Annotated in this window: 19 protein-coding genes; 6 read left to right on the top strand and 13 right to left on the bottom strand. The window is 49.5% G+C overall.

Translation table 11 applies throughout. The features are described 5' to 3' along the window. Positions 1-71 precede the first annotated feature (71 nt). Positions 72-944, top strand: a complete 873-nt coding sequence (locus tag NZM05_04140) for a CdaR family protein (GenBank protein MCS7012807.1) — start codon at positions 72-74, stop codon at positions 942-944. A 3-nt stretch (positions 945-947) separates the two neighbouring features. Here the strand turns inward: NZM05_04140 and NZM05_04135 are convergent, their stop codons facing one another. Genes NZM05_04135 through ftsH form a run of 3 tightly spaced genes read right to left on the bottom strand, consistent with a single transcriptional unit; the run spans position 948 to position 3,554 of the window. Beyond that, positions 948-1,148: a YtxH domain-containing protein gene (locus NZM05_04135; GenBank protein MCS7012806.1), complete on the bottom strand. Its 201-nt coding sequence runs from the start codon at positions 1,146-1,148 to the stop codon at positions 948-950. Positions 1,149-1,208: 60 nt separating this feature from the next. Next, positions 1,209-1,487, bottom strand: a complete 279-nt coding sequence (locus tag NZM05_04130; protein MCS7012805.1) for an acylphosphatase — start codon at positions 1,485-1,487, stop codon at positions 1,209-1,211. A 15-nt stretch (positions 1,488-1,502) separates the two neighbouring features. Beyond that, on the bottom strand, positions 1,503-3,554 hold the full coding sequence (gene ftsH / locus NZM05_04125) for an ATP-dependent zinc metalloprotease FtsH (protein ID MCS7012804.1): 2,052 nt from the start codon (positions 3,552-3,554) through the stop codon (positions 1,503-1,505). A 333-nt stretch (positions 3,555-3,887) separates the two neighbouring features. Here ftsH and NZM05_04120 point away from each other — a divergent pair, with 333 nt between their 5' ends. Further along, complete coding sequence (locus NZM05_04120) at positions 3,888-6,095, top strand: putative porin (GenBank protein ID MCS7012803.1); 2,208 nt, start codon at positions 3,888-3,890, stop codon at positions 6,093-6,095. 53 nt (positions 6,096-6,148) lie between these two features. Here NZM05_04120 and NZM05_04115 read toward each other — a convergent pair whose 3' ends face one another. From NZM05_04115 to NZM05_04070, 10 genes are all read right to left on the bottom strand, one after another. Further along, positions 6,149-6,757 (bottom strand): NAD(P)H-dependent oxidoreductase subunit E, encoded by a 609-nt coding sequence (locus tag NZM05_04115; protein ID MCS7012802.1) that lies wholly within the window; start codon positions 6,755-6,757, stop codon positions 6,149-6,151. 195 nt (positions 6,758-6,952) lie between these two features. After that, complete coding sequence (gltX, locus tag NZM05_04110) at positions 6,953-8,455, bottom strand: glutamate--tRNA ligase (GenBank protein ID MCS7012801.1); 1,503 nt, start codon at positions 8,453-8,455, stop codon at positions 6,953-6,955. Between the two features lie 60 nt (positions 8,456-8,515). Next, positions 8,516-9,961, bottom strand: a complete 1,446-nt coding sequence (proS, locus tag NZM05_04105; protein ID MCS7012800.1) for a proline--tRNA ligase — start codon at positions 9,959-9,961, stop codon at positions 8,516-8,518. 101 nt (positions 9,962-10,062) lie between these two features. Then, a complete protein-coding gene (locus tag NZM05_04100; protein MCS7012799.1) occupies positions 10,063-10,797 on the bottom strand; it encodes a DUF4412 domain-containing protein in 735 nt (244 codons plus the stop codon). 58 nt (positions 10,798-10,855) lie between these two features. Then, positions 10,856-11,512 (bottom strand): hypothetical protein, encoded by a 657-nt coding sequence (locus NZM05_04095; protein MCS7012798.1) that lies wholly within the window; start codon positions 11,510-11,512, stop codon positions 10,856-10,858. A gap of 145 nt (positions 11,513-11,657) precedes the next feature. Then, positions 11,658-12,329, bottom strand: coding sequence for an outer membrane beta-barrel protein (locus tag NZM05_04090; GenBank protein MCS7012797.1), 672 nt, complete (start codon positions 12,327-12,329; stop codon positions 11,658-11,660). Further along, the gene (locus tag NZM05_04085; GenBank protein ID MCS7012796.1) at positions 12,326-13,243 is read right to left on the bottom strand and encodes a carbon-nitrogen hydrolase; all 918 of its coding nucleotides are present in this window, start codon (positions 13,241-13,243) and stop codon (positions 12,326-12,328) included. The genes NZM05_04090 and NZM05_04085 overlap by 4 nt, the downstream gene beginning before the upstream one ends. Positions 13,244-13,308: 65 nt before the next feature. Then, the gene (locus tag NZM05_04080; GenBank protein MCS7012795.1) at positions 13,309-14,373 is read right to left on the bottom strand and encodes a DUF4864 domain-containing protein; all 1,065 of its coding nucleotides are present in this window, start codon (positions 14,371-14,373) and stop codon (positions 13,309-13,311) included. Between the two features lie 48 nt (positions 14,374-14,421). Next, positions 14,422-15,459 (bottom strand): NAD(P)/FAD-dependent oxidoreductase, encoded by a 1,038-nt coding sequence (locus NZM05_04075; GenBank protein MCS7012794.1) that lies wholly within the window; start codon positions 15,457-15,459, stop codon positions 14,422-14,424. Positions 15,460-15,503: 44 nt separating this feature from the next. Continuing rightward, complete coding sequence (locus NZM05_04070) at positions 15,504-15,815, bottom strand: hypothetical protein (protein ID MCS7012793.1); 312 nt, start codon at positions 15,813-15,815, stop codon at positions 15,504-15,506. Positions 15,816-16,002: 187 nt separating this feature from the next. On the opposite strand from NZM05_04070, the gene NZM05_04065 reads away from it, so the two are divergent. From NZM05_04065 to NZM05_04050, 4 genes are all read left to right on the top strand, one after another. Then, positions 16,003-16,530: an RsbRD N-terminal domain-containing protein gene (locus tag NZM05_04065; GenBank protein ID MCS7012792.1), complete on the top strand. Its 528-nt coding sequence runs from the start codon at positions 16,003-16,005 to the stop codon at positions 16,528-16,530. Positions 16,531-16,579: 49 nt separating this feature from the next. Then, on the top strand, positions 16,580-19,417 hold the full coding sequence (gene ppc, locus NZM05_04060) for a phosphoenolpyruvate carboxylase (GenBank protein MCS7012791.1): 2,838 nt from the start codon (positions 16,580-16,582) through the stop codon (positions 19,415-19,417). 95 nt (positions 19,418-19,512) lie between these two features. Further along, the gene (locus tag NZM05_04055) at positions 19,513-21,168 is read left to right on the top strand and encodes an acyl-CoA carboxylase subunit beta (GenBank protein MCS7012790.1); all 1,656 of its coding nucleotides are present in this window, start codon (positions 19,513-19,515) and stop codon (positions 21,166-21,168) included. A 129-nt stretch (positions 21,169-21,297) separates the two neighbouring features. Then, the gene (locus NZM05_04050; GenBank protein MCS7012789.1) at positions 21,298-22,851 is read left to right on the top strand and encodes a YifB family Mg chelatase-like AAA ATPase; all 1,554 of its coding nucleotides are present in this window, start codon (positions 21,298-21,300) and stop codon (positions 22,849-22,851) included. Positions 22,852-23,113: the final 262 nt, after the last annotated feature.

Here is a 23,113-nt window from a genome sequence, read left to right as displayed (position 1 = left end):
CCTCAGACTTTGCAGTGATGCGGCAACTTCTGGCTCGAGTTCCTGCACTAACTGGTGCTGCACTATTTGCTATGCTGGCGTGGATCTTCGTTGCAATGTCCAAACGCTATGTTGCCACGCAGTTGATTCCGCTTTCGGTAAAGATGGAACGCTCGTCCTTGGCTGTCCGCAGCACTTTGCCCAAGCAAATTGAAGTGAAGGTATCAGGTGAGGGCTGGAAAATTCTCTCACTCTATCTCAATCGCCCTGAGTGGTCAATTGACCTTGCTAATGAGCTACAGCGCCCCAGCCTTACGATTGAAACCGTGCCTAATGCCGCACAATACATTAAGCCATTTCCAGAAGGGCTGACGGTGCTCGATGTTCAGCCACCTGTGCTGGTTGTCGAGCTGGAAAAAAAGGTTACGAAGGTGGTGCCGCTACGCCTTGCTCAGACTATTACACCTGCCAGTGGATATGTTATTGTAAGCTATCAACTCAACCCTGATAGCGCAACCGTTACGGGGGCCCTTAGCTTGGTTGAACCTATTGAGTATTTGCAAGTTGTGCCACAAAGTAACAACCTGAAGGGTAACTTTTCGATTCGTGCCACAGTATCCGACAGTCGCTTTGCGCCGCATCTTCACATTTCCCCCAGCCAAGTTACGCTTACAGGCATTTCAGACAAGCTCGCCCAGATTGAATTTGCCGACATCCCTGTTCAGCTGGTCCAAGCTTCTGCCGAAGCATCGGTTACGCTTATTCCAAACAAAATCAAGCTCACGGTTGGTGGGGCTGTGAGCGATTTAGAGACGCTGCGCACTGAACAAATTACTGCTTTTGTCCGATACTACGATGTGCTCAGCGACACCACAGGCTCTGTCCAACCAACCGTGATTTTGCCAGAACGACTCAAAGTGCTCCACCAGTATCCAGAGCGGCTACAGTATATCTTGCGGCGCTAAGCGTTACTTGACCAGCTCTCGCTCAATCTCGCTTGATGAGACTTTTGGGAGTTTGAGGTCGTCGTATAGGTCTGGAAGTTTCTTAGCGGTTTCACGCAGCTCTTGGCGGAGTTCTCTGCCTGATTTTGGCGCAAAGAGCATTCCAATTGCGACACCGGCTGCAAACGAAATTGCGCCAATGAGCAAGCCTTGCATGCGAGTCATACTTCCCTCCTTTTTCAATGCGATTGATTATTAAATGCCACTTTTCAGGTGGCAAATGTTTTATCGGCGAATCTCGAAAAATGGTTGCGCCAGTGGCTGCACAGGCCGCACCTCCGTTTTCAAGCTGCTCACTTGCGCTGCCCACGGACCGATGCGCGCTTTTTCCAGTAAGGCTTCCACCATTGCGGTCTCGCCTTGCAATTCCATTTCTACGCGCCCATCGGGCAAGTTGCGCACATAGCCCGATAGTCCCAGTTGCTCGGCATGATGCTGAATAAACCAGCGATAGCCTACGCCTTGCACCCTACCTGAGACAATCGCATAGACACGCGTTTGCATTTGACACTGCAGGTTTCAGTTTTCCAAAGCCCGTTTTGCTTTAATTCTCTCTACTGCCGCCTCCAACTCGGCACGCTCTTCACTTGACATGGTGCCTACTGCCACAGGTTCGTGACTGGCTTCACTTCGTGGTGCGGCGCGCTCTTCTCTTCCAAGACCATCGTCAGGATTAGGTCGTTTGCCTAAAATTTCTTCAATATCCTTTGCAGTGAGCACTTCACGCTTCAGTAACTCCTGTGCCATTTGCTCCAGTTTGTCGCGGTTTTCGGTGAGCAGTTTCCGTGTCCGCTCACGCGCTTCATCGACAATTCGCTTGACTTCGGAGTCAATCAGATGCGCAATCTCAGAGCCATATCGTTTCTCAATTCCAATGCCCTGCAAGAAGGCATTGCTGGTGTCTGCAAACGACAAGTAGCCCAGTTTTTCGCTCATTCCATAGATCGCAACCATACTGTATGCAATATCCGTTACACGCTCGAGGTCATTTTGCGCACCAGTTGAGATTTCTCCGAAGACAATCTCTTCGGCTACACGACCGCCTAACAAGCCGCAGATTCGGTCAAAGAGTTCTTCACGTGTCATCAAGTAGCGGTCTTCGAGTGGCGTATTCAGCGTATAGCCTAAGGCGCTTACGCCACGTGGCACGATAGTTACTTTCTGCGGTGGGTCGCAGCCGGGCAATAGCCAGCTTACGATAGCGTGACCCGATTCGTGATAGGCCACAATCCGCTTTTCCTTCGGATTGATGACTTTATTTTTCTTCTCTAAGCCTGCAATGACGCGTTCAATTGCGTCCTGAAAATCAATCATCTCCACAGCATCTTTGCCGCGTCTTGACGCTAACAAAGCTGCCTCATTGCACACGTTGGCAATTTCTGCTCCTGCAAAGCCCGGCGTTTGAGCGGCTAAGGCACGAATATCGACATCTTTTGCCAGTGGGATATTCTTTGTATGCACCTTGAAAATATCAATACGCCCATTGAGGTCTGGCTTGTCAATCACGATTTGGCGATCGAAGCGTCCGGGGCGCAAGAGGGCAGGGTCGAGCACGTCTGGACGGTTCGTCGCAGCCATAATAATCACGCCTTTGTCGGTCGCAAAACCGTCCATCTCGACCAGTAGCTGGTTCAAAGTGTTTTCACGCTCATCATTGATGCCCATCATCATTCCCTTGCCACGAGAGCGACCGACTGCATCAATTTCATCAATGAAGATAATGCATGGTGCTTTCTCCTTAGCGGTGCGGAATAGGTCGCGCACGCGTGCAGCGCCGACACCTACGAACATCTCCACAAAGTCAGAGCCAGAAAGCGAGAAAAATGGCACGCCTGCTTCACCTGCAACCGCTTTTGCCATCAAAGTCTTGCCAGCTCCTGGAGGTCCAACCAGTAGCACACCCTTGGGCAACTTGCCGCCTAACTTGGTGAATTTTTTCGGATCTTTAAGAAACTCTACGATTTCCATTACCTCTTCTTTGGCTTCCTCTAAGCCTGCGACATCTTTGAAGGTAATGCGGTTGCCATCCGCTGGCTCTTCATACAGGGCAGCTTTATTTTTGCCAATGTTCATCACCTGAGAGTTGGGGTTCATTCGTCGGAAGACAAACATCCAAATGCCCAGTAGAATGATAAATGGGAAAATCCACTGGAGCATATCGGTGAACCAGTTGCCATCTTGCACAAACTGATACTTGACGCCCTTTTCTTCCAGTTCTTTGACGAATTCATTGTTTGCCAGCGTCATTGGGGCAATGGTGTAGAATTCTTTGGTTGCTGGGCGTGCTCGCATTAGGGAATTGGGCGGATTGGAGAACACCAGCTCTTCCTTTGTGCGCACCCATGTTCGAGTGGGCGAAATTTTCACTGATTCTACGTTGCCACGCTCCAGCTCTTTTCGGAACTGGCTGTAAGGCAGTTCAGTCGTGGTGTTTGACCACAGAAACGTAATCTGAATGCCAATCAAGATAAGGATGGCCATCACATACCAGATTGCCGTCGGAAACTTGTTTTTTTCCTTGCGCGGCTTGTCGTTGCTGTCGTCGTTAAAGTCAAAAAAATTGTTTGCCATAAAAATTTCCTTTCTTTGCAGGTTGTAAGTTCTCTGGCTTAGAGCATCTTTGCGTTTCTATTCGTAACTTTTCCACATTTGGTTACTCTCTGTGCTCGCCTCCTTCTGCTACTTGCACTCGAGAGCAATTAGTAAAGATGCCTTATATTGCCAAACTATTTGCTGTTTTGCAAACGGCGCTTTCGCTCAATGCTCAAAGGCATATTGCAACTAACCATTCTTGCGCTTTTACTGTTCTCTTTTTTCAACAAAGCGTCTGCTTATCGTGTTCCTTTTTCTTCTTGCACACATTTGCTTGTGCAGGCTCAGCCTGATACACTTCCCCAAGCAATCATGCCACCAGTGCTGTTGCCTGATACGCTGGCAGTAGATACACTTGTCGGCACAGTGTCTTCTGCTACTGCTCCCAAAGCAGCAAAACCACTCTCGCCGATGGATTCGCTGCGTCTTTTCTACAAGTTCTATGAGACGCCATCACTATTTGCCACGCCTTACCTTGTGCGCGACTCTATGCGGGATATGCTCTACCATCGCTTTGTGGAAGACTACTTTGCCGAGCAAGCACACTTTTACCTGCGCGACAAAAGCGAGTTTGGTCAAATCAACGAACTCCTGTATGGCGGCTTGGGAATGCGCCAGCAACACATCTTGCTAGATGAAATTTTACTCAACGACCCGGTTATGCGAATTGCACCGTTCAACTTTCTTTCCAGTGAGTCTTTTTCACGACTTTCCTTTTTTACAGGTTACCGTGCGCTTGCAGAGTCATCGGCACCGCAAGTCTTGGAATCCCATACGCAGCGCCTTACTGCACTAAAAGGCTATGTGAAGGCACGCTATTTCCAATTTGCAGGCATCACCACCAAGTTCGACTTTACTTTTTCGCTCAATCTTTCTGAGCGACTTAACTTCTATGCTGGTTACAAATACGAGGGCACAGACGGCAATTATTCCAACCTCAATGCAATCGGCATAGAGCGATTTGGCTCTAACAGTCTTGGCAATTACATTCGCAGTCGGCTTCGTTACCACTTCTCGGAACGCACTTTCGCCACGCTAGCAATTGAGAACCACACGGTTAGTATGCTTCCTTTTGGCGGCATTGACCTCATGCAAAGTCTCGGGTTTATTGATAGACTGGACTCTCGAAATGCTGTTATCGTTAATCAATTCACGCGACGTGATTTATTTCTCAGTGTCATCAAGGGCGAGTTTCAAACTGCGCTACCGTTTATGCAAGATTCACTCAATTTGTTCAAGGTCTGGGCATATTTGGCTCGCTTTGAGCGTAAGTTTGTGAAAACTCGCCCCGATACGGTCTATCAAATTTTGCCGTTTTCTGACCTTGAGAACACCTCCCGTCTTGGCTTTGGCGCAAAGCAAGCCTTAAAGCTCTGGATTCTTTCGCTGCAAGGAAAAGCTACCTTGCTCTTTGACCGTGTGCATTCACAAAACACGCTACGCAATTCAGCAGGTGACACACTCTTTTTGCCAACGGTTGCCACATTCGACCTCAATGCGGGAGGCAAATTGCGCTTAGAAAAATTGCTTTTTGGGCAAGATTTAGAAGTAGGCGGTGCACTTAGTTGGCTTACGACATCTGTCAGTCAAACGGGTGGAAATGATTTTACGGGCACAGCACTTAACAGCGGCTTTGGTGGTGAAATTGCTTTCCCGTTGCCACTTGCGCGTTCCTCCAGTCTTGGTGGTTTTCTCAACGCCTCTTTTACCACGCGCTTTGCCACGCTCCAAGAGGTTTTTTCGCGTGACGACCGTTTGCAAGGCTCGCTGGACTGGCAAAGTGAGCTTATTCGCCAATTCGAAGCGGGTAGCTTGCTGCAGCTTGATAGTCTCCTCAGCCTACGTGTGTCGTTTCTGAACAATCAAGTCTTCTCACCCATTGCGGTTGTGCAAGCGCTGCGTCAGTTGGACACGGTGCGTGTCGAGTATCGTGGTGAATTTCGTCCGCTGAAAGATCTGTCCCTGACTTACACAGGCGTGGGCATCAGTCTCAAAACGCAATTGTGGAAACTCGAGGGTTTTCTTGATGCCACTTTTGTGTTGAACTACACTATGGTGCCTGCCCCTGACCGTGAGTATGAAGTGGGCTTTACTTTTCAGCGCATTGATGACTTCATTGACACGACCACCAGCCGCATTTTTTACTTGCCACGCATTTATGGCAGCTTTGGTCTCTTTTTTCACGACAAGCTCTTTCGAGGCGCATTAGACCTAAAAATTGGCTTTGCAGGGTTTGCCTTTTCAGACTTTTCCGCATCACTGCGCAACAGTGAGCGACAGACTATTTTTTACTTCAATCTCTACGAGCGCGGCAGAGGCGAGTATGTTGATAACAACCTTCAATTTGGCGTGCAGGGACTTTCTGGGCGAGTTGATTTTCAGGTTTGGGCAAAAATTGGCAGTGCAACGGCTTTTCTGATGTGGGAAAATTTGCCCGGACTGGCACTCATTCGCGCCCCGATTTTCCCGCTTCCGCCTCGTGCGATTCGCTTTGGTATCAGTTGGCTGATTTTGAATTAGGTTATGCTCGGCTATGCGTCAGTGGGATTGAATAGGCAAGCCACTCATTTCACCTACAGACCGCGCTCTTTCAGAAACGCCTTGAGCTTTTCGAGCGTGAGATTTTCGACATACTCGTAGTTATTGACTTGCATTGCGGGCGCAGTGCCGCAGCTACCTAAACACTCTGCTTCTTCCAGCGATAGCAAGCCATCGGGCGTTACTTCTCCGTTGCCAATCCGATATGTTTTTTTGATGTAGTTGTAAAGTTCATATGCCCCGCAAAGCATACAAGAAATGTTGGTGCAGATGGCAAGGTGCGTCTTGCCCATTGGCTTTTTCCAATACATGGTGTAGAAGCTGGCGACGCCATAGACATCGGCGCGCGGCATCGGAATGGTATCCGCCACGAGGTTGAGGGCTTCAATTGAGAGCCAACCAAATTTCTCTTGTGCATACCACAGTGCAGGCATTACAGCCGATTCTTTTGCGGGATAGCGCGCAATGAATTCCTGAATTTTTCGCTTGTCTTCTTCGGTAAAGAAAATTTTAGTGGGGTCTTCAGCATGCCGCAAGTGAAATTCTTGAATACCTGTGGCAGGTTCTAAGCTATCGCCGTGTGTGCCCGGTGCAAAGCGCTGCTGCTTTCCGTTGCGATGTCCATGCTCAGGTGTGTTTGTCATACTTCGTCGTACTGCAGTAGTGTTGGTTCAGAAACTTCAACGATGCTCTAACTATGCAAAGACTTTCTACAAAAGTAACACTTTTCTTGCAGAGATAGACTCCTTTGCTCAGAAAGAAGCACTCGCAGTGACTGCACGAAGCATGCTTAGCGTCGCTCACCTTCGCTTGAAGGCCCTGTTGCCACCGCGCTATTTTTATCCCACTGGTTCAGCCTTGATGGAATGCACGGCTCGCTCAATGCGGCGTAGAACGGTTTCCTTGCCGAGCGTCTCCAAGAGATGGTAAAGGCTTGCGCCAAAACTTCTGCCTGTAACGGCTAAGCGAATTGGGTGCACCAAATCAGCCGCCTTAATGCCGACCGATGCTGCAAAGGCTTTGAGTTCCGATTCTATAGCCTGTGCGGAGAAGTCTGGCAGCGCACGCAACCGCTCTGCAAAGGCGATAAGCTGCGCGTTTGTCTCTGGTTTCCAGCGTTTTCGCACGGCTTCTTCTTCATACTCTTCGGGCTCGAAGAAGTAGTAGCTGCTAAATGTTACGAACTCGTGTATGAAATCCACTCGCTCTTTCATTTGCCCTGCCACTTCGGCAAGGTAGGCTTCGCTGGTGATTTTCTCGAGCGGCATTTCTGTAGGCTTTGTTTTCAAGTGCTCGAGTAAGATGGGCTTGATGCGTCGTGCCAGTTCCTCATTCGACTGGCGGCGAATGTGCTGTTTTTCAATCCAGCTGAGCTTTTCCAGATTGAAAATTGCGCCAGACTTACCCACATGTTCGAGTGAAAATTGCTCAATCAGCTCTTGCATCGTGAAAATCTCCTGCTCAGAGCCGCCGCCCGGATTCCAGCCCAGCAGCGCCACAAAATTGACTAGCGCTTCTTTGCTGTAACCTTTCTTGATGTAGTCCTCAACAGCTACATCCCCCTGACGCTTGGAGAGCTTTGTGCGGTCAGGATTGAGCAGCAGTGGCACATGGGCATAGACTGGTTTTTCCCAGCCGAAAAATTCATAGAGCAAGACATGCTTCGGTGTCGAGGACAGCCACTCTTCGCCGCGAATTACGTGTGAAATCTGCATATAGTGGTCATCGACGACCACAGCAAGGTGGTAAGTTGGGAAGCCGTCGGCTTTCAGCAATACTTGGTCATCAATTACGGACGAATCAAACTCCACCACACCACGAATTTTGTCCTCTACTTTGATGGTGCGGTGGTCAGGAATTTTCATTCGCACCACTTTGGGCATTCCAGACTCTAGCGCCGCTTTGATTTTGCTCTCTGGCATTGTGCCGCCCATTGACTCTGGCAGCCACTTACGGTTATACTTCGGCTGCAATCCCTGCTTGATTTGCAGCTTACGCATCTCTTCCAATTCTTCAGGCGTCTCAAACGCATAGTAGGCATACCCCTTGGCAATCAGTTCTTCACAATGCTTTTGGTAAAGCTGCAACCGCTGCGATTGAATGTAAGGACCAAACTCACCCCCATGCTTTGGGCTTTCATCAGGCACAATACCTGCCCATTCCAACACATTGATAATTCCTTCCATTGCCCCTTCTACAAGGCGCGTCTGGTCGGTATCCTCAATGCGCAAGATGAATTTGCCGCCGTGTTTCTTGGCAAAGAGGTAGTTGTAGAGTGCCGTGCGAAGCCCACCTACGTGGACATAGCCCGTCGGCGACGGCGCAAAGCGCGTGCGAACCATTGTCGTTTTCAGCGTTGAGTTAGCGTAACGAAGGCGCAAAGATACAAAAACACTCTGAGGCTAATATGCCTTTGCAAAGACCACTTTTTGCTTCGATGGCTTGCCCGAGTAAATGCACTTGCCTTCTTCGTGCAAGCGATATTGCTCAATGAACTCCTTCTGAATTGGAATGCATCGAATCGTGGCTTTGGTTTCTTCTTTGATTTTGGCTTCGGTTTCGCGTGTGCCGTCCCAGTGTGCAATTGCAAAGCCTTTTTCTACTTGGGCTTTGAACTCGTCATAGTCATGCACTTCTTTGGTATTGGCGTCGCGGAAGGCTTTTGCCCGTGCAAAGAGATTCTGCTGCATCGCATCCAGCAGTCCAGTAATGCATTCGCTAAGGTGCGTGTTAATAGGCAGCGTGGTTTTTTCACCTGTATCGCGTCGCACGGCTACGCACTGCTCGGCTGCAAGGTCTTTTGGTCCAATTTCCAGACGCACAGGAATGCCCTGCAGTTCATACTCCGCAAATTTCCAGCCGGGTGTGTTTTGCTCACTATCGTCAACAAATGCCGTAATGCCTTTTTCTCGGAGCATCTGAGCAACTTGATGTGATTTTTCTACGACAGCTGTTTTATCGCCTTTGAAAATTGGCACAATGACGACCTGACGAGATGCTAACTTCGGTGGCAGCACCAACCCTTTGTCGTCAGAATGTGCCATAACCAGTGCGCCAATGAGCCGCGTAGAGACGCCCCAACTGGTTGCCCAGACGTATTCCAACTTACCGTCTTTGGTTTGGTAGCGGCAGTCGAAGGCCTTGGCAAAGTTTTGCCCCAAGTGGTGCGATGTGCCTGCTTGAAGTGCTTTGCCATCTTGCATCATTGCTTCAATGCAGTAGGTATCGACTGCGCCTGCAAATTTCTCTGACTCTGTTTTTTTGCCCATAATTACTGGCAGCGCCATATACTCTTCGGCAAAGCGGCGATAGACTTCAATCATCTGCAGGGTTTCTGCAATCGCCTCTTCTTCGGTGGCGTGTGCGGTGTGTCCTTCTTGCCAGAGAAATTCAGCGGTGCGCAAAAACAGTCGCGTGCGCAGTTCCCACCGCACCACATTTGCCCATTGATTGATTAGAATCGGCAAATCGCGATACGATTGAATCCATTTGGCGTAGGTCGACCAAATAATCGTCTCTGAAGTTGGGCGCACATAGAGCTTTTCTTGCAATTCTTCACCGCCTGCATGCGTTACTACGGCACACTCTGGCGCAAAGCCCTCAATATGCTCTGCTTCCTTTTTCATAAAAGATTCGGGAATAAAGAGCGGGAAGTAGGCATTGACGTGACCTGTATCCTTGAACATTTTGTCCAGTGCCGCCTGCATTTTCTCCCAAATTGCATAACCATTGGGACGAATCACCATACAGCCGCGCACATCGCTGTAATCAGCCAGTTTGGCTTCTCGGACAATATCGATATACCACTGGGAATAATCTTTTGCACGAGGCGTAATTTTCTCTGCCACAGATGTTTTGCACAAGGTTTGGTTTGATGAAAAGAGGTGAAATGTGCCGCTGGCAATTGCACTGGGGCGTACTTTGCCTGCGACTTGCTGAAAGCTTTGGGTTAATTTTGCTGCTTTTTCATTTGCTTCATCATCTCTTGCATTTTTTCCTTCGTCATGCCGGGTATGCCGAACATTCCTTCGGACTTCTTGTAATCCTTCGGAATCTCAAAGAGCGATGCAGGCACTGCTTTCCTCTCAACTTTTACGACCTCCATTATGTTCTTGCCTCCATCTTGCGTTTCGCTTACCACTTTCAGCGCCATTCCATCAGCTCCAGCGTTACGCAGCGCAGTGGCGAGCTTGTTATTACGCAAAGCAGGGTTATTTTGCATTCTCACATAGGTTGCCCAATCCAACACATCTTTTGTCGTCCACATCTCCATTGTGAGCTGGCTTTTCTTCCACTTGACCTGCACGCGGGTGCAATTGTAGCCCAGAATTTTCTCGCTCCCTACTTTTTTTACCTCATAGTCTTCGTCGCTTTGCGTCATCGCGTCTGTCATACTTGCTATATCCATTTCCGTGTAGGTCTTCGTGTCTGGATTCAGCATATAGATTTTGTTCGGCTCACTTCCTCGCAGCAGCATAATTTGCTTGATTACTGTGCCGCCTACGCTTGTGCTAGTTTCCCCACGAAACGAAGCACCTTTAATGGAGTTTACCATTGTCGCAGTCATTGTTTCCTGCCCTGCGGCACTTGTTGCGGTCATTTTCATCTCTATGACGCCTTCAAATTGCGCCAGCGCTGAGCTCGCAAAAGCAAGAAAAGCAACAAGGTACACACTTACTCGCATAGTGCACATGCAGCTTTAGTTACGATTTTTCAACCTAAGACTGATGATTTCCGAAACGTTAGAACAACTTGAAGAGCAGCATTGCTGAAATCTGCACATAATTTAGAGCATTTTCAGGCGCTCGCACAAGGTTTTGCACCGTGATTTCTTCACGACCGATGAGATTTGCAAAGCGGTATCGTGCTTCCACCTCGAAGACGATTGGAATTAGCGGCGGGTAGATTTCTACACCAACTCCAATGCCTGCTCCGTAGCGCGTGTAAGCCGACTGTCCCTCTGGCGTGATGTTATACAGTCCAATATCTGCGCCAATGTAGGGCGTAATAATGGGCAAGCGTAGCGGCAGCTCTAAGCCCACAGCTGCATTTAGCACATTGAGCCTTGAGCCCGTAGGCGCAAACGGGTTATTGATAGGGACGCCTCCGACATTTACAGCAGTTTGCGAAGAAGTCGTTAGCAAGTTGTATGTCAGGTGTCCTGTTAGCGTGAGCAGAAAGTCCAGCTTGAGCTTGCCGTTGATGTTGCCACCGCTATACTGTGCACTCCGCACAGCTGACACAAATCCTGAGCCTGCAACGGGATTGTAAGACACATCATGCCCGCCTGCGGTAAAGCCTCCTCCAATTCCTAAGCGCAGTCCGGGCTGTGCAACTGCCACATCTGCGATTACCGTAGCCCCGATAAGCCAGAGCATCAAAGTTTTGATTGTGCGCATTTTTTCTCTCCTTTCTGCCGCGATTGATGCGACTGAGATTTTTTGAATGAGCAAAGTCATGTTCTAAAAGCGGTGCGGAACTGCATCTTTGCCCCTAACCTATGCTGTGGAAGCGAGGGGTAGATGCAGTCCAGCTTTACTTGTCTTACAGTATTTTCAGCATGAGCATTGCGGAGACTTGGAAGTAATTGAATGCACGCTCTCCTTCTTGTCTGCCAAGAAGGTTTGAGAGGCGATACTTGCCCTCTACTTCAAACGCAATCGGCACGAGGGGCACACTGATTTCGGCCCCTAATCCCACTCCTACGCCTGTACGTGTGGTGGTCGTGGCATTCTGTGCTGTCGAGGAGGCACTGTAAAGCCCCACATCCACGCCGACATACGGTGAGATAACAGGCAAGGGTAAAATGACCAACTCTGCACCAATTCCATATGCAAGCATCGTTGAGCGAATGTCTGAGGTTACATTTTCGGTCGTGAGGCTAAAGGAGCTGTAGTTGACAAACACCATAGGCGTTAGCGGCACGAGCGGAATCGTCGCCTTAAATTTGCCTCCCAAGTTAAAGCCTGCATATGTAGTGGTAATGTCTCTGCCCAAGACGGTGGTTGTCTGACTCGAGCCAGAAAACCCGCCTCCTGCACCCAATCGCAGCGAAGGCAGCAGTTGAGCTTGAGCAGAAACTGAAAGAAGCAGCAGCAGACAAACCAGTATAAGTGCTTTTTTCATCTGATTGATGTTTTTACTGTTTTGGGTTACTTTCTTCTGGCAGTCGTTGCTTTCTGCCAGCGTAGCTGCAAAATAGCACTTTGGTCTCAAACTTCGGCTTCAGTTTCGCTGTCCCAAAATCGTTTGGTCAGCGGGGCATAGGTATCAATGCGGCGGTCGCGTAGAAACGGCCAATGCTGCCGATAGAAGTCAATTTGAGACAAATCGCACTCGACCACGAGCACTTCTTCTTGTTCAGCAGAAGCCTTTGCCAAACAGACACCGAAGGGATTAGCCACGAAACTTTGTCCCCAAAATTCCAAGCCTTCACCTGGATTTTCAGGTGAATTTTCTCGACCGACCCGATTGGTTACAGCGACAAAGACGCCGTTGGCAATTGCATGGCTACGTTGAATCATCTCCCACGCTGCATATTGTTCGGCGCGCATCTTAGGGTCAGGCTCATTTGTTGCCCAGCCAATTGCTGTCGGGTAGAAAAGAATCTGTGCCCCTTGCAGTGCAGTCAGTCGTGCCGCCTCAGGATACCACTGGTCCCAGCAAATCAATACGCCGATGGTTGCAAATTGGGTCTTGAAGACCTTAAAGCCCAAATCGCCGGGCGCAAAGTAAAATTTTTCATAAAAGCCGGGGTCATCAGGAATGTGCATCTTGCGGTATTTGCCTAAATAAGTCCCATCGGCATCAATCACAACGGCAGTGTTGTGATACAGTCCTTGCGTGCGCTTTTCAAACAGTGCCGCAACAATCACAATGCCTAATTCTTTTGCGAGAGCACACAGTTTGTCGGTTGTCTCGCCCGGAATCGGCTCTGCAAATTCGAAAGGCGCATAGTCTTCCGTTTGGCAAAAATACAGTGTCGTAAAAAGCTCTTGCGTGGAGACAATCTGTGCCCCTCGAGCCGCTGCTTCTCGAATGCCTGCGAAGGTGCGGGCGATATTCTCCTCTGGATTTGGTGCACCTTTGCGCTGCACCAATCCAATCTTTACAGTATGCGATGCGTTCACAGGTTCTAGGGTTAGGCGTGTTAATGAAAACTTGCCATGCTGCGATGTTTTCTCAGTCGGCTTATCTACAATCGCCGAATGCCCAATTTGCGGCGCAGTTCTTCGACATACTTTCGCAATGTTTTTTGCTGCGGATGAATTTCCAGCACAGCTTCATATGCTCTCAGCGCCGCTTGGTCATTGCCTAATGCTGAATAGATTAGCCCTAAGCCAGACAGTGCGCCAAAATGGCGTGGCTCCAGAGCTAAAGTGCGCTCGATGTCTTTGACCGATTTGGCAAAATCACCTTTGAGGTAGTATGCCGTCGCTCGCTTGTTCCATCCTTCTGGAAAGTCTGGTGCCAGTTCTGTAATCGCCGTGAACACTTGAATCGCACGTGCGTAGTTACTTTCACGCATTTCTTCTATACCTCGCGCCATCAAGACATTGATTTCCTCTCGCTCACTCGTCATCCAAAGCTCCCAAATCAGGTTTTCGACAAACGTGGCTACCTCTTCGCTTTCAGCGTTTTTTAGCTGTTCGAAAAGCGAATCCAGCATTTGTTTCTTTTGCTCCAGTGTGAGCGTCAGTCGAGTTGCTTCGCTTTGTCGCTCAGCGGTCAGGTTGCGCACTCCGTCTGTCATCCAGCAGCCTTTATAGTCGCCTTCTTCTTGCTTGGAGAGCATAAAGAGGTATGTGTAGGCACGCCCAGTTTTGTCAATTAGGACAACTTTCTGCTCTGCATAGTTGCCTTTCTTTTTTATTTCGCCAATTTCTTCAGTTTCGTAGTTCAGCATTGGGGCGTAGAGGGGATTATGCAGCATTTGAATAAATCGCGGCAACGGTCCTGTGTAAAGCTTATTGTCAGGCGATGCAAACCGATAGGTCACGGCAATGCCGTGATTGCTACTGTCGTTATGCTTCAAGGCGCGTAGCTGAATCCTTACAACGTCCTCTGGCAAGAGGTCTGGATGTGGTTTCGGGTCATCTGGACGATAAATTGACTCTTCCATCATTCTTAGACTTTGCTGCTTGGGTTGAAATTTGCCATCTCTATTTGTTGCAAGCCTCTGCGACTCACAAGCTCCAGAGCAACCTATCAAGACAATTAGCCATGCCAGCGCTTTGGCATAGTTCAATTTAAGTCTCATCGTGTCTGGCGATAAGGGTTATTCGCACTCTTTGCAGAAGACAAGGTACTACGACAACCTTTTTGCTGCCATTTTGATTGAACTAAACTGATGCTTGACTTTTTCGCCCGGTCGAATGTAGCTGAGGCTGTTTCGAACTGCCATTGCGGCATCGCTTAGTCCTGTCTGAATGAGCCGCAATTTCCCCGGATAGCTGGCAATGTCGCCAGCCGCATAAATGCCTTCAATTGAGGTTTGCATCGTGCTGGCTTCGACAGCAATTGCATTACCTTCTAATTTCAATCCCCAGTTCTTAATTGGACCTAAGTCCGACTTGAAACCAATTAGTGGCAAAAGACAGTCCGCCTCCAAGTGTAGCACATCCGGTTTGCATTCGACCTCCACATATCGCAGTTCATTGCCAACCGTGTGAATAGCACGCACTTCAGCTTTGAGATAGACTTTTACTCTACCTGCTTCTTCGGCTTCCAGCACATCGGCTACGGTTTTGCTATGTCCCTGAAATGTGTTCATTCGATGCACCAGTGTTACCGACTTTGCCACATCTAACAGCCCCATTGTCCAGTCCAGTGCGGAATCACCGCCACCCACAATCACCACACGCTTACCTCTGAAATCCTCAATCCGTTTAACCGCGTAGAAAATGCACTGTCCTTCTAAGTGCGATACATCGCCAAGTTGCTCCAACTTTCTAGGCGAAAATGCTCCCAATCCTGCGGCGATGAGCACGGCACGACTGAAGTATGTGTGCCCTGCACTGGTCCGCACCTGAAACGACCCATCTTCTTGCTTCTGAACACTCAGCACTTGTTCATTCAACACTACTTCGGGCGAAAACTGCGAAGCCTGTTCCCAGAGCTGCCCCACCAAATCCGCCGCAATAATTTGTGGGAAGCCTGCTACATCGTAGATGTATTTCTCGGGATACAGTGCGGTGAGCTGACCGCCTAACTCCGGCATACTGTCAATGATTCGGCAACTTAGTTCGTTCATTCCACACTGGAATGCGGCAAAAATGCCAGTTGGACCGCCGCCTACGATTGTGAGGTCAACCGTGCTTGTGCCGTTTTGCGCTACGCTATTCATTGAGCGATTCTCCTTTTTTCCACATACAGCTTTCTCTGGTAGAATCATCTATCCAAGTAGAAGCCTTGTGGGTCAGCCACACCGAAAGTTACTTGCACTGTCTCACCCTTCTCATTTAGCTCCCGGATTTCGACATGTTTCGCATCAGGCTTAGGGACAATCTCACCTTCATCGTTGGTGAAAACCAGTATAGCCCTTATGCCACCATTCGGTGTTGGGCCGATGAATTCGTAGATACCTGTTTCTTTTTCCCTGAGCACACAACCCGGCTGGAGGTTTGAAATTACAGGGCAACCGACACACTGGCAGTAAAAGCCGGCTTCGGCAGGATACAAATCACAACGCGGAAATTCCATAACGCAACATATTTGATTCTGTCAGCACTCAAGGGAATATAGCGACTTCCTCAGAGAAATCTTTATTCTATAAGGCAGACTTCTCTTTCTTTTTGCCAGAAAGGCTTCTTTGCCACACTTGTTCGCCTTTGAATGAAGGGCAAAATCCGTTACATTCACACACTGAACACTCAAATTCATTTGCAGTATGCTGTACAATCGCTTCATTTACCTGATTGAAAATCACGCAGAAGCCCTCACCAAGTCTTGGATTCAAGAGGTCAAAACAAACGCTTGCACGAAAAGTTATCGCAACTTTTCGGACGAGGCGCTGCATGATTCGGTCTATCAGATTTATAGCCGTTTGGGATACTGGATTAAGAAGGAAGAGTCAACCTTAGAAGACATTGCCGAGTATTTCGTTATGCTTGGGCGAGAGCGTGCCAAGCAAGGTTTCAAGCTCAGTGAGGTTGTCTATTCGCTTATTTTATCGCGCGTCGAGCTTTGGAATTATGTCAGCAGTCAAGGCGTCTTCGAGGACAGCTTAGAGTTGCAGCGTGCGCTGGAGTTTTCGCAGCGTCTCAATTATTTCTATGACAAGGCAATTTACTTTACGACGATTGGATTTGAGACCCAGAGTGAGGAAGAGTCGGCTGTAAAGCGAAAAGGCAGCATCTTTGAAGCTTTTTTCAGTGCATTCCGCATTTCACCGAGCACAAGTCCTGCGCCGAAGTAAGGCTTCTCTCTGGCGGTTGTTGTAACCTTGAACCTATTGTGTTGCAGTTATGATACACAGTCCCGAAGTGAAGGTTGAGTTTGCCGCTGACGCTCAGCTCTCCAGCGTCGATGCACTGCTGCAGCGTGATGTCAAAATGCTTGGCAATTTGCTTGGGCAAGTGCTGGTTGAGCAAGAGAGTGCTGAGTTTTTGGAGCTGGAAGAAAAGGTGCGCTTGCTCTGCAAAGAGATTCGTATGGGCAAAAAGGATTCACTGCGTGCCGAATTGATGAATTTGCTTGAGTCGCTCTCTATCGAGGAAGCTGGGAATTTGGTACGTGCATTTGGCGCATTTTTTCATCTGACGAATGTGGCCGAACAAGTTCATCAAGTTCGGCGTGACCGAGAAACTTTGCGAGAGTTAGCCGAAAGCGGTCGCCCTCCTGTCTTAGAAGGCTCACTTTACGATGTGATTGCTCGCTTCAAACAGGAAGGCAAAACTGCCGAAGAGCTGCAGGCTCTGTTTAATCGGCTTTCAATTGAGCCAACGCTCACTGCGCATCCGACTGAAGCGGTGCGACAAAGCGTGCTCTTTAAGCGACGTAACATTGCGTATTTGCTTGAGCGCCTCAACCAGCCGAATCTTACTCCTAATGAACGCCGAGACCTTACCGAAGAACTCACTGCTATCATTACTGCACTCTGGCAGACCGATGATGTCCGCGAAGGCAGCCTTACCGTTTTCGAGGAAGTTCGCAACCAACTCTACTACTTGGAAAACATCTTCTGGGACGTCTTGCCAAAGCTCTATGCCGATTTAGAGCATGCACTGGCGGAGTTTTATCCTGACTTTCATTTTGAAATTCCACCCTTCCTACGCATTCACTCATGGACGGGCGGCGACCGTGACGGTCATCCTTTCGTAACGCATGAGGTTACGCGTGAGACGCTGCGCTTTCTCAAACGCGAGGTGCTCAAAAGATACATTGACGCGGTGGAAGCTGCTGTAGTGGAACTTAGTTGCTCGCTCAATCGCGTGAAAATTTCAGGTGAGTTGCGCGAGTCTATTGCGCGCGATGAGCAAGCCTATGGACGCGCAGCTATTGAAGCTGGCTGGGCTGGGCGCAATTTTAATGAGCCTTATCGCATCAAACTGCGTTATATTTCCTATCGCCTTTCGCAAACGTTGGCATCGCTGGATTCAGAGCGAGCTTTGCCCGGCGCTTACCCTGACGAAGAGACTTTCCTTGAGGATTTACGCATCATTGAACGCAGCCTACACCAGAACAAAGGTGAGCGACTTGCCCTTACGCAAGTGCGCAAACTGATTCGCCGCGCCGAAGTTTTCGGCTTTTCGTTCTTTACGCTCGACATTCGCCAGCATAGCAGCAAACACACGCAAGCGCTCGATGAAATTGTAGCCCAACTGCGGCTTCTGCCCAAGCGATATACTGAAATGGATGAGTCTGAAAAACGAGCGTGGCTTGCTCAGGAAATTCAAAGCCGTCGTCCAATTCTGCCCTACAAGCTGGGCTTTTCCGAAGAAACTGACGAGGTCGTGCGCACCTTCCGACAAATTCGCCGCTCGCTGGAATCTATCAGCCGACGCGCTATCCAGACCTACATCGTCAGTATGACCGCAAAGGTGAGCCACATTCTGGAAGTCATGCTCTTTGCCAAAGAAGCGGCGCTGATTCGTCTGACGGACAACGATGAGTTCCAAAGCGACCTCAACATTGTCCCGCTCTTTGAGACAATTGATGACCTTCGGCATGCGGATGAATTTATGCGGGAGCTGTTTGAAATGCCTGTCTATCAAAAGCAACTGCGTGCCCGTGGTATGCTGCAAGAAGTGATGATTGGCTACTCCGACTCGAGCAAAGATGGCGGGCTTTTGGCATCGAGTTGGGAGCTTTACAATGCGCAACTGCGCTTGAAAGCCTGCGCAGAGCGTTACGGCGTCAAGCTCAAGCTCTTTCACGGACGAGGCGGCACAGTTGGCAGAGGCGGCGGCGCACCAGTTCATCAAGCTATCTTGGCGCAGCCCAAGGGCACTGTCGATGGACGCATTAAACTTACGGAGCAAGGTGAAATCATCTCGTCCAAATACGCTACCCCACACATCGCCACGCGTAACTTGGAACTAACGACCACTGCGGTTATGCTTGCGTCGCTCAATATGCAGAATGAACCTGACCCCAAACCTGAGTGGCTACAAGCCATGGCTCAGGCAGCCGAAGCCTCGTTCAAAGCTTATCGTGCCTTCATCTATGACAATCCTCGCTTTGTGGAATACTTTTATGAAGCCACGCCAATTGACATTATTGCTGAAATGAAAATTGGCTCTCGCCCTGCCAAACGGCGCGGCGCAGGACGCATCGAAGACTTGCGCGCAATTCCTTGGGTTTTTGCGTGGACGCAAAGTCGAGCTACCCTGCCCAGTTGGTTTGGCTTTAGCGACGGCGTAGATGCCGTGCTTGCACAAGGCACCTCTATTGCGCTTTTCCAAGAGATGTATGATGGCTGGCGATTCTTCCGCACACTTCTTGACAGTATGCAAATGTCGCTTTCAAAGTGCGACATTCGCGTCGCCGAAGAGTATGCCAAACTGGTCAGTGACACTGCCATGGGTATGACCATCTTTGAGGCGATTCGCACCCGTTTTTACCACACAATTGACCTTATTTGCACCATTACACGCCAAAAGGAGCTTTTGGAAAATAACCCCGCTTTGCGTCGCTCTATTCGTGCCCGAGAGCCTTACATTGACCCACTGAGCTACATACAAGTCATTGCCCTCAAAAAATATCGTCGCTCTGAAGCCAGCGAAGAAGAGCGCAAAAAATTGCTCTCCGTTTTGCGCAACTCGGTCAACTCTATTGCCGCTGGCATTCGCAATACAGGATAAAGCGTGTTCTTGTGCCGTCTTCTGGCTGCGTTGTAGTATTTGGCGCAACTTCCCTCTCCACGTATCTTTGCGCACTTCAAACCAGCATTTCAGCTATGACTCAGTCACAATTTACTTTAGAGCACCCCCCTGAATTCTATGTGCGCGAAGACCTTCTCAAAACCAAGTGGCAGCGTATCAGCGCCATTGCCGAGAAAATCAAGCAGGGTGGCGGTAAGTCTGCAATGGAAAAGCATCGTGCCAAAGGCAAGCTCCCTGCACGCGAGCGCATTGCGCTCCTTCTGGATAAAGGCTCACCATTCTTAGAAATCGGACTCTTTGCCGCATATGAGATGTATGAAGCGGAAGGCGGCTGTCCATCTGCGGGCGTAGTGGTTGGTATTGGCAAAATTCACGGGCGCAATTGCGTCATTGTGGCTAACGATGCCACTGTCAAAGCTGGCGCTTGGTTCCCAATGACTGCTAAGAAAAACCTTCGCGCCCAAGAGATTGCAATGGAAAATCACTTGCCTGTCATCTACCTTGTTGATTCTGCTGGCGTTTATCTGCCAATGCAAGATGAAGTTTTTCCTGACAAAGAGCATTTCGGTCGGCAGTTCCGTAACAATGCAATCATGAGCGCAATGGGTATTCCGCAAATTGCTGCAGTGATGGGACCTTGCGTTGCGGGAGGTGCTTATTTGCCCTTGATGTGCGATGAATCGCTTATTGTAGAAGGCACGGGCAGCGTCTTTCTGGCTGGCTCGCACCTTGTCAAAGCTGCTATTGGTGAAGTTATTGATAATGAAACCTTAGGCGGCGCTACCACACAGACTTTCATTTCAGGCAACATTGACCACAAAATGCCTAACGATGAAGCCTGCCTTGCTCGAATTCGTGAGCTGGTTTCGCAATTTGGGGAGCGCCCTAAAGCCGGCTTTAACCGCATTGAACCTAGACCCCCCAAATACCCCTCTTCGGAAATTTTGGGCTTGATTCCTGAAGACCGCGCTAAACCTTACGATGTTATGCCCATCATTGAGCGCATTGTCGATGCGGACTCTTTTGTGCCATACAAAGAAAACTACGGCAAAACCATTATCTGCGGCTACGCTCGCATTGATGGCTGGGCAGTGGGCATTGTTGCCAACCAGCGCTTGCTTGTAAAAAATGCCAAAGGCGAAATCCAAGTTGGCGGTGTGATTTACTCGGATAGCGCCGACAAAGCCGCACGCTTCATTATGAACTGCAACCAGCGCAAAATTCCGCTGCTTTTCTTGCAAGATGTAACGGGCTTTATGGTGGGCAGCCGCGCTGAGCACGGAGGTATTATCAAAGACGGTGCGAAAATGGTCAATGCGGTTTCCAACTCTGTGGTGCCCAAAATCACCATCATTATGGGCAACAGTTTCGGCGCTGGCAACTATGCAATGTGCGGCAAATCCTACGACCCACGCTTTATTTTTGCATGGCACACTGCACAGATTGCGGTGATGGGCGGCAAACAAGCCTCTGAGACCTTGCTTTCCATCAAACTTAGTCAGCTGGAAAAAGAAGGTCGCACAATTAGCCCAGAAGAAAAAGCGGCTTTCCTCAAAGAAATCTCCGACCGCTACGAAGCGCAGATGAATCCGCTCTACGCCGCTGCTCGACTTTGGGTTGACGGCATCATTGACCCCAGAGAGACGCGCTCAGTAGTGGCATATTGTCTCGAGCTTGTCAATGAAAATCCATACATACCAGAATTCAAGGTCGGCGTGATTCAAACTTGACCGCCGAGCTGCTTCCTTTCAAGCTAAGAGGGTCAGGTGGTGCTCATTGCGATTGACACTGACCCAGCAAAAGTTTCCAGCCTGTGCGTATCTTTGATTTGTTTAGACCAACGTTTGCCACCAAAGGGTATGCTCTCACAGCTTTGTTCAGCCGCCGTTATCGGTGTGGACGCCTTACGCATTGAGGTCGAGACGAATTTGGATAACGGCTTACCTGCGTTCAGCGTCGTTGGATTGCCTGACAGCGCAATCAAGGAAAGCCGTGAGCGCGTGCTCACGGCGCTCAAAAACTCTGGGTATGCCGTGCCGCCGAAGAAAATCACGGTCAATCTTGCCCCAGCAGATGTGCGCAAGGAGGGCACTGCCTTCGATCTTCCGATTGCGATTGGCATTTTGGCCTGTATGGGTGTAGTCGCACCAGAGCGCCTAAAAGGCGTGCTCATTCTGGGCGAGCTTGCCTTAGATGGTATGCTGCGACGCATTACGGGCGCACTACCGATTGCGGTGATGGCTGCGCAAGAAAAGTTTTCCATGATGCTCCTACCTCGCGAGAACGTGTCTGAGGCAGCCATTGCTACAGGTGAATCCTGCACAAAAGTCTTCGGTATTCACTCGCTTGCGGACGCAGTCAAAATCCTGAATGAGCCTGAGAGTGCTCAACCTGCACGTGTTTCGCTTCAAGATGTGTTTGCCACGCCCCCTGCGTATTCCGTTGACTTTGCTGATATCAAGGGACAGCAAGACGCCAAACTTGCAATGGAAATTGCTGCGGCTGGTGGTCATAACATTCTCATGATGGGTCCGCCCGGTAGCGGTAAAACGATGCTTGCCAAAGCCCTACCCAGCATTTTGCCGCCAATGCTTTTTGAAGAAGCTCTGGAGACCACGAAGATTTATTCTGTTGCGGGGCTATTGCCTGCTGGCGTTGGACTTATCACAACGCGCCCGTTTCGTAGCCCGCACCACACGACCAGCAGCGTAGCGCTTATCGGTGGTGGCACGGCGGCAAAGCCCGGTGAAGTCAGTTTAGCGCATAACGGGGTGCTCTTTCTGGACGAGTTACCTGAATTTGCACGCACAACGCTGGAAGTTTTGCGCCAGCCGCTTGAAGACCGTGAGGTAACCGTCTCACGCGCCGCGATTTCAGTCAGATACCCTGCTAGCTTTATGCTGGTTGCTGCAATGAACCCCAGTCCTGCTGGCGCCCTGCGAGATGAACACGGCAATCTAACCGCCACGCCACAGCAAATTCAGCGTTACCTTTCGCGCATCTCTGGTCCGCTCTTAGACCGCATTGATATTCACATTGATGTGCCGAAAGTAGAGCATTCAGAGTTGCTCTCTAAGCGCCCTGCAGAGCGCTCTGAGGTGATTCGTGAGCGTGTGATGCGCGCCCGTGAGATTCAGCAGCACCGCTTTAAGCCATACCGCGCGCAATCGATTTTTTGCAATGCACAGATGCACACAAAGCTTATCAAAGAATTTTGCCGCTTAGACGCAGCCAGTGAAGCGCGCTTACTGGAAAGTATGAAGCGCCTTAGCCTTTCTGCCCGCGCACTTGACCGCATTCTAAAAGTGAGCCGCACGATTGCCGACCTTCATAATTCAGAGCGCATTGAAATGAAACACCTCATTCAAGCTATTCAGTATCGCAGCCTTGACAGAGAATTCTGGAATGCCTAAGACGCCCTATATTTGCACGCTCAGCGCAGCTCCGATGGTGCAGGTGGTTCAACACGCTTGCTCCGATATGGCTTCGGGTTCTGACAATGCTGCAATGGCTTTTCACTTGAATCCAAAAAACTCATTTTGTCGTGAGAGCGCTTCAACTCTTTTTGTCTCTTAGCGTTCTTTTTCCATGTCTTCTTTTCGCACAAGTCTATACTTTTTTTGAGAATGCAGCGACTCTTCCTACGGCACGCTGCGCATATCCAGCGTCCAAGAC

The organism is Chloroherpetonaceae bacterium (genome assembly GCA_025056565.1).
GTDB lineage: Bacteria > Bacteroidota > Chlorobiia > Chlorobiales > Thermochlorobacteraceae > Thermochlorobacter.
This window is presented reverse-complemented; position numbering and strand designations above follow the sequence as displayed.